Origin of the sequence: Ramlibacter sp., assembly GCF_029866045.1 — a bacterium.
Taxonomy (GTDB): Bacteria; Pseudomonadota; Gammaproteobacteria; order Burkholderiales; family Burkholderiaceae_C; genus Ramlibacter.
The window spans coordinates 1-7,400 of sequence record NZ_JARXAB010000067.1; the positions used below are offsets into that span (position 1 = coordinate 1).

General features: G+C 64.8%; 3 protein-coding genes. All 3 read right to left on the reverse strand.

The annotated features are described in order from the left end of the window. Positions 1-57: 57 nt before the first annotated feature. The 3 genes from QE494_RS07700 to QE494_RS07710 all read right to left on the reverse strand — a co-directional run bounded on the left by QE494_RS07700 (position 58) and on the right by QE494_RS07710 (position 7,330). Positions 58-1,524, reverse strand: a complete 1,467-nt coding sequence (locus tag QE494_RS07700; protein ID WP_300042336.1) for a glutamate synthase subunit beta — start codon at positions 1,522-1,524, stop codon at positions 58-60. A 129-nt stretch (positions 1,525-1,653) separates the two neighbouring features. Continuing rightward, a complete protein-coding gene (locus QE494_RS07705; RefSeq protein WP_300042337.1) occupies positions 1,654-6,438 on the reverse strand; it encodes a glutamate synthase-related protein in 4,785 nt (1,594 codons plus the stop codon). 151 nt (positions 6,439-6,589) lie between these two features. Then, positions 6,590-7,330, reverse strand: a complete 741-nt coding sequence (locus tag QE494_RS07710) for a transposase (protein WP_300042338.1) — start codon at positions 7,328-7,330, stop codon at positions 6,590-6,592. Positions 7,331-7,400: the final 70 nt, after the last annotated feature.

Here is a 7,400-nt window from a genome sequence, read left to right on the forward strand (position 1 = left end):
GGCGCGCTGACCCATCAAGGGATAGGCTCTCGAGCTGGACCCGCCCTTAGCAGGTCCTCAACGCGGCAGGACGCTCGCCCCCATCAGGAACTCGTCCACCGCCCGCGCCGCCTGGCGGCCTTCGCGGATGGCCCAGACCACCAGGGACTGGCCGCGGCGGATGTCGCCGGCGGCAAACACCTTGGCCACGTTGGTAGCGTAGCCACCGGACTCCTCGGTCGTCGCCTTGGCGTTGCCGCGGCCGTCCTTGTCGACGCCGAAAGCGTCAAGCACGGTGGCGACCGGGGCCACAAAGCCCATGGCCAGCAGCACCATGTCGGCCTTCATGACCTGCTCGGTGCCAGACACTTCGACCATCTTGCCGTCTTTCATCTCGATGCGGACGGTCTTGAGGCCGGTGACCTTGCCCTTTTCGCCGATGAATTCCTTGGTGGCGATGGCGAACTCGCGCTCGCAGCCCTCTTCATGGCTGGACGAGGTGCGCAGCTTGGTCGGCCAGTAAGGCCAAACCAGGGGCTTGTTCTCCTGCTCGGGCGGCTGGGGCATGAGCTCGAACTGCACCACGCTCTGGGCGCCGTGGCGGTTGCTGGTGCCCACGCAGTCGCTGCCGGTGTCACCGCCGCCGATCACGATGACATGCTTGCCATCGGCACGCAGCTGACCCTTGAGCGTGTCGCCGGCGTTGACCTTGTTTTGCTGCGGCAAAAACTCCATGGCGAAGTGCACGCCCTCGAGATCGCGGCCGGGCACCGGCAGATCACGAGACTGCTCGGCGCCGCCAGTGAGCAGCACCGCGTCGAATTCTTTTTTGAGCTGCTCGGGAGAGATAGTCTCTTTGGCCCAGTTGGTCACCTTAGAGTCTTTGGGCAGTTCGCCCACCATCACGCCGGTGCGGAAGGTGACGCCTTCGGCCTTCATCTGCTCCACGCGGCGGTCGATGTGCGACTTTTCCATCTTGAAGTCGGGAATGCCGTAACGCAGCAGGCCACCGATGCGGTCGTTCTTCTCGAACAGGGTCACGTCATGGCCGACACGGGCCAACTGCTGGGCTGCGGCCAGACCGGCGGGGCCAGCGCCGACGACAGCGACTTTCTTGCCGGTCTTGACCTCGGCCGGACGGGGCTTGACCCAGCCATGCTCCCAGGCGCGGTCGATGATGGCGTGCTCAATGGACTTGATGCCCACCGCGTCGTCGTTCACGTTGAGCGTGCAGGCCGCCTCGCAAGGCGCGGGGCAGATGCGGCCGGTGAACTCGGGAAAGTTGTTGGTCGAGTCCAGGACGGTGAAGGCGTCTTCCCAGTCTTCGCGAAACACCAGGTCATTGAAGTCCGGAATGATGTTGTTGACTGGGCAGCCGCTGTTGCAAAACGGCGTGCCGCAGTCCATGCAGCGGGCGCTTTGCTGCTTGGCCTGACTGTCATCGAGGCCGATGACAAATTCTTTGTAGTGCTTAACGCGCTCGGGAACGGGCTTGTAGCCCTCTTCCAGGCGCTCGAACTCCATGAAGCCGGTGATTTTTCCCATGCTATTGCTCCGAAATTTCTTCAGTGATTCCAATGACTGCCCGGGGCCACAGCGGAGCCGGCTTTGCCGGTCCGCCGGTGGCGCCCCCGTGAGGGGGAGGCGCCGAAGGCGCTTCGGGGGTGGGCCTCATCAGGCTGCGGCCACGCCGTCGCGCACGGCGGCTTGGACGTTGTTGCCGGTGCTGGCCTCGGCCACTTCGCGCTCGTGCATTTCGCCCAGGGCGCGCTTGTACTCGTTGGGGAAGACCTTGACGAACTTCGCCCGGGCCTGCTCCCAGTTGTCCAGCAGCTCGCGGGCGCGTTTGCTGCCGGTCCAGCGGTTGTGGTCTTCCAGCAGCTTCTTGAGCAAGACCTCGTCGGTCTCGCCCGCATGCAGCCGGGTCTTGGTGGAGGCGGCCTTTTGCTCGGCGGCCGGCAGCACTTTGTCCATGGAGACCATGGCGGTGTTGCAGCGGCTGACAAACTGACCATCCTCGTCATAGACAAAGGCCACGCCGCCGGACATGCCGGCAGCGAAGTTGCGGCCGGTCTTGCCCAGGACGACGGCGGTGCCGCCGGTCATGTACTCACAGCCGTGGTCACCGGTGCCTTCGACCACCGCGGTGGCGCCCGAAAGACGCACCGCGAAGCGCTCGCCAGCGACGCCCGCGAAGAAGGCCTCGCCGGTGGTTGCGCCGTACAGCGCGGTGTTGCCGATGATGATGTTGCGCACGGCTTCACCGCGGAAGTCGAGGCTGGGACGCACCACCACGCGGCCGCCCGAGAGGCCCTTGCCGGTGTAGTCGTTGGCGTCGCCAATCAGATAGAGCGTGATACCGCGGGCCAGGAAGGCGCCAAAGGACTGGCCGCCGGTGCCTTCGAGCTGGATGCGGATGCTGTCGTCCGGCAGGCCCTCAGGGTGCACCTTGGTCAGTGCGCCGGAGAGCATGGCGCCCACCGAGCGGTTGACGTTGCGCGCCTTTTCCATGAACTGAACTTTTTCGCCCTTTTCAATCGCGGGCTTGGACTTCTCGATCAGGATGCGGTCGAGCGTCTTGTCCAGGCCGTGGTCTTGGTCGGCCACGTGGTAGCGGGCGACGTCGGCCGGCACCTGGGGCAGCGCAAACAGGCGGCCGAAGTCCAGGCCACGCGCCTTCCAGTGCTCGATACCCTGGCGCATGTCCAGCAGGTCGGCGCGGCCGATCATGTCGTCGAACTTGCGGATACCCAGCTGCGCCATGATCTGACGCACTTCCTCGGCGATGAAGAAGAAGTAGTTGACGACATGCTCGGGCTTGCCGGAGAACTTCTTGCGCAGGGCCGGGTCCTGCGTGGCCACGCCCACCGGGCAGGTGTTGAGGTGGCACTTGCGCATCATGATGCAGCCCTCCACCACCAACGGCGCGGTGGCGAAGCCGAATTCATCGGCACCCAAAAGCGCGCCGATGGCGACGTCACGGCCGGTCTTCATCTGACCGTCGGCCTGCACACGAATGCGGCTGCGCAGACGATTGAGCACCAGGGTCTGCTGGGTTTCGGCCAGGCCGATTTCCCAGGGGCCGCCCGCGTGCTTGATGGAGGACCAGGGCGAGGCGCCGGTGCCGCCGTCATGGCCGGCGATCACCACGTGGTCGCTCTTGCACTTGGCCACGCCCGCGGCGATGGTGCCCACGCCGACTTCAGACACGAGCTTCACGCTGATGGAGGCATGGGGCGCCACGTTCTTCAGGTCGTGAATCAGCTGCGCCAAGTCTTCGATCGAATAGATGTCGTGGTGCGGCGGCGGGGAGATGAGGCCCACACCGGGAACCGAGTGGCGCAGCTTGCCGATGTACTGGCTGACCTTGCCGCCGGGGAGCTGGCCGCCCTCGCCGGGCTTGGCGCCCTGGGCCATCTTGATCTGCACCTGGTCAGCGGAGGCCAGGTACTCAGCGGTCACACCAAAGCGGCCGGAGGCCACCTGCTTGATGCGTGAGCGCAGGGAGTCGCCGGCCTCCAAGGGCAGGTCGACCTCGACCACGTCCTTGCCAATGACGCTGGCCAGGGTGTCACCCTTCTTGATCGGGATGCCTTTGAGTTCGTTGCGGTAACGCGCCGGGTCCTCGCCGCCTTCGCCGGTTTTGGACTTGCCACCGATACGGTTCATCGCAATGGCCAGGGTGGCGTGGGCTTCGGTGGAGATCGAACCCAGCGACATGGCGCCAGTGGCAAAGCGCTTGACGATCTCCTTGGCCGGTTCGACTTCGTCAATAGAAATCGCCTTGGCCGGGTCGACCTTGAACTCGAACAGGCCACGCAGCGTCATGTGGCGACGGCTCTGGTCGTTGATGATCTGCGCGTACTCCTTGTACGTGTTCCAGTTGTTGGCGCGGGTGGAGTGCTGCAGCTTGGCGATCGCGTCGGGCGTCCACATGTGCTCCTCGCCACGGGCGCGCCAGGCGTATTCGCCGCCGGCGTCCAAAGCCTTGGCCAGCACCGGGTCGGCGCCGAAGGCGGCCTTGTGCAGCCGAATCGCTTCTTCGGCGATCTCAAACACGCCGATGCCCTCGATGCGGCTGGCGGTGCCGGTGAAGTACTGGCTGATGGTCTCGGCGTTGATACCGATGGCCTCGAACAACTGCGCGCCGCAGTAGGACATGTAGGTGCTCACGCCCATCTTGGACATGATCTTAGACAGGCCCTTGCCGATCGCCTTGACGTAGTTGTAGACCGCCTTTTCGGCCGACAGGTCACCCGGCAGGTCCTTGTGCAGGGCGGCCAGGGTCTCCATCGCGAGGTAGGGGTGCACGGCTTCCGCGCCGTAGCCGGCGAGCACTGCGAAGTGATGCACCTCGCGGGCAGAGCCGGTCTCGACCACCAGGCCGGCGGTGGTGCGCAGACCCTCACGCACCAGGTGCTGGTGGATGGACGACAGCGCCAGGGCGGCGGGAATGGCCACCTGCGAGGCGGTCACGGCGCGGTCGCTGATGATCAGGATGTTCTTGCCGCTCTTGATGGCATCGACCGCCTCGGCGTTGAGCGAAGCCAGCTTCGCCTCCACACCTTCGTGGCCCCAAGCCAGCGGGTAGGTGATGTCCAGCGTGTAGCTGCGGAACTTGCCCTGGGTGATCTGGCCCACGTCGCGCAGCTTGGCCATGTCGGCGAAGTCCAGCACCGGCTGGCTCACCTCCAGGCGCATGGGAGGGTTGACCTGGTTGATGTCCAGCAGGTTCGGCTTGGGTCCGATGAAGGACACCAGGGACATGACGATGGCCTCGCGGATCGGATCGATCGGCGGGTTGGTCACCTGGGCGAAAAGCTGCTTGAAGTAGTTGTACAGCGGCTTGTTTTTGTCAGACAGCACGGCCAGCGGGCTGTCGTTGCCCATGGAGCCGGTGCCTTCTTCCCCGGCCTGGGCCATGGGCGAGAGCAGGAATTTGATGTCTTCTTGCGTGTAGCCGAAAGCCTGCTGACGGTCCAGAAGGGCCACATCAGAGGCCGGCGCCTGCCCGGTGCTCTCAGACAGGTCGTCCAGGCGGATACGCAGGTTCTCGATCCACTGCTTGTAGGGCTTGCTGTTGGCGAGGTTGGCCTTGAGCTCCTCGTCGTCGATCATGCGGCCTTGTTCGAGGTCGATCAGGAACATCTTGCCCGGTTGCAGGCGCCACTTGCGCACGATCTTGTTCTCGGGCACGGGCAGCACGCCGGACTCGGAACCCATGATGACCAGGTCGTCATCGGTCACGCAGTAGCGCGAGGGGCGCAGGCCGTTGCGGTCCAGCGTGGCGCCGATCTGGCGGCCGTCGGTGAACACGATGGAGGCCGGGCCGTCCCAGGGCTCAAGCATCGCCGCGTGGTACTCGTAGAAGGCCTTGCGGCGCTCGTCCATCGTGGTGTGCTGCTCCCAGGGCTCGGGGATCATCATCATCACTGCCTGCGAGATGGGGTAGCCCGCCATCGTGAGCAGCTCGAGGCAGTTGTCGAAGGTGGCGGTGTCGGACTGGTCGGCGAAGCTGATCGGATAGAGCTTGCGCAGGTCCTCGCCGAGCACCGGGGAGGACATCACGCCTTCGCGCGCCTTCATCCAGTTGTAGTTGCCCTTGACCGTGTTGATCTCGCCGTTGTGGGCGACATAGCGGTAGGGGTGGGCCAGCGGCCACTCGGGGAAGGTGTTGGTGGAAAAGCGCTGGTGCACCAGGCCCAGGGCCGAGACGCAGCGGGCGTCTTGCAGGTCCAGGTAGTACTCGCCCACCTGGTTGGCCAGCAGCAGTCCTTTGTAGACCACCGTCCGCGAGGACATGCTGGGGACGTAGTACTCCTTGGAGTGCTTGAGGTGCAGGTTCTGAATGGCCGCGCTGGCGGTCTTGCGAATCACGTAAAGCTTGCGCTCGAGCGCGTCTTGCACGATCACGTCATTGCCGCGACCGATGAAGACCTGGCGCAGCACGGGCTCTTTCGCGCGCACGGTGGGCGACATCGGCATCTCGCGGTTCACCGGCACATCGCGCCAGCCGAGCAGCACCTGGCCTTCGGCCTTGATCGCGCGCTCCATCTCCTGCTCACAGGCCAGGCGGGAGGCGTGCTCTTTGGGCAGGAAGATCATGCCCACGCCGTACTCGCCCTGCGGCGGCAAGGCGACGCCCTGCTTGGCCATTTCTTCACGGTAGAGCTGGTCTGGGATCTGGATCAGGATGCCCGCGCCGTCGCCCATCAGCGGGTCGGCACCCACCGCGCCGCGGTGGTCGAGGTTTTCAAGAATCTTCAGGGCCTGGCCCACGATGGCATGGCTTCGCTGGCCTTTGATATGGGCGACGAAACCCACGCCGCAGGCGTCGTGCTCGTTCGCCTGGCTATAGAGGCCTTGCTGCTGCAGGTGGGCGATCTCGTCGGCCGTGGCGGCGGATGAGGTAACCGACGAACCGGCGGGGAGATGGGCGGGCGTGGTGGACAGGGCCATGGCAATTCCTTCGCAGACTTTCACGGGAGCGGGGAGCATAGTGCAGCGCAACACGGCCGCCAAGCGAAATAAAAGGGGTCAGATCCTTATTAATTCAGCCCGATGACCTTCGAAAAATAAATAGGGGACGGATCAATCGCCGCCACGGTCCTCAAGGAAGGTCCGTGTCGGGCGGCTTGTCCCCGAGTGCCTGCACCGCCTCGGTGAGGCGGCGGCGCGGGCGACCCGGTTTCCCCCGGCTGAGTCGGCGCGGCGTCTGCTTCTGCAGGCCGGCAAGAAACACATCGTCCCCCAGCGCCCAACCGTGGACTGCCGAGTCCACCAAAGCTTGCTGCTGGGCCGCAGTGACCCCCCGCTCCACTGCCTGGGCGTAGCCCTGCTCGCGGGCAAAAGGTGTGTTTCCTAGAGCCCAAACAAGAGAGTGCGGACTCACCATCTTTTCTACAACTGCACCGACGTAGTGCCCGTGACTGGACCAAGCCCAATCCTGGGGCCGCTCGACCTTGCCGGAACGGACCGGGTTGAGGTCGAGGTAAGCCATGCAGGGCAGAAGCCAACTCTCTGCCTGTAGCACCGCGCAACGGTAGCGCCCCTCCCACAGGGTGCCGGAACGACCGTGGCGCTGGTTGAAATAACGCACATACCGACGCCCAAGTCCTTGCATCATCCGTGCCAAGCCTCCGTCCTGCCTGGGGGTGGCCAGAAGGTGGAAGTGGTTGTCCATCAGGACATAGGCATGCAGGTCGACACCCGCCTCGAGCGCCTGCTCCGCCAGGAGGCGGCGGAGGGTGTCGAAGTCCGCCGGGTCGGCGGCAATCGGGGAGAGGTTGTGGCCCCGCTGGAGGATGTGGTGCGGGAGACCGGGAAGGGTCAGTCGGGGCAGGCGGGCCATGGGGTCATCTTATGACGAACCTGACCCTGTTTTCTTTTCAATAGAGGCGCAAGCGCTAGGGGCGGCTGAT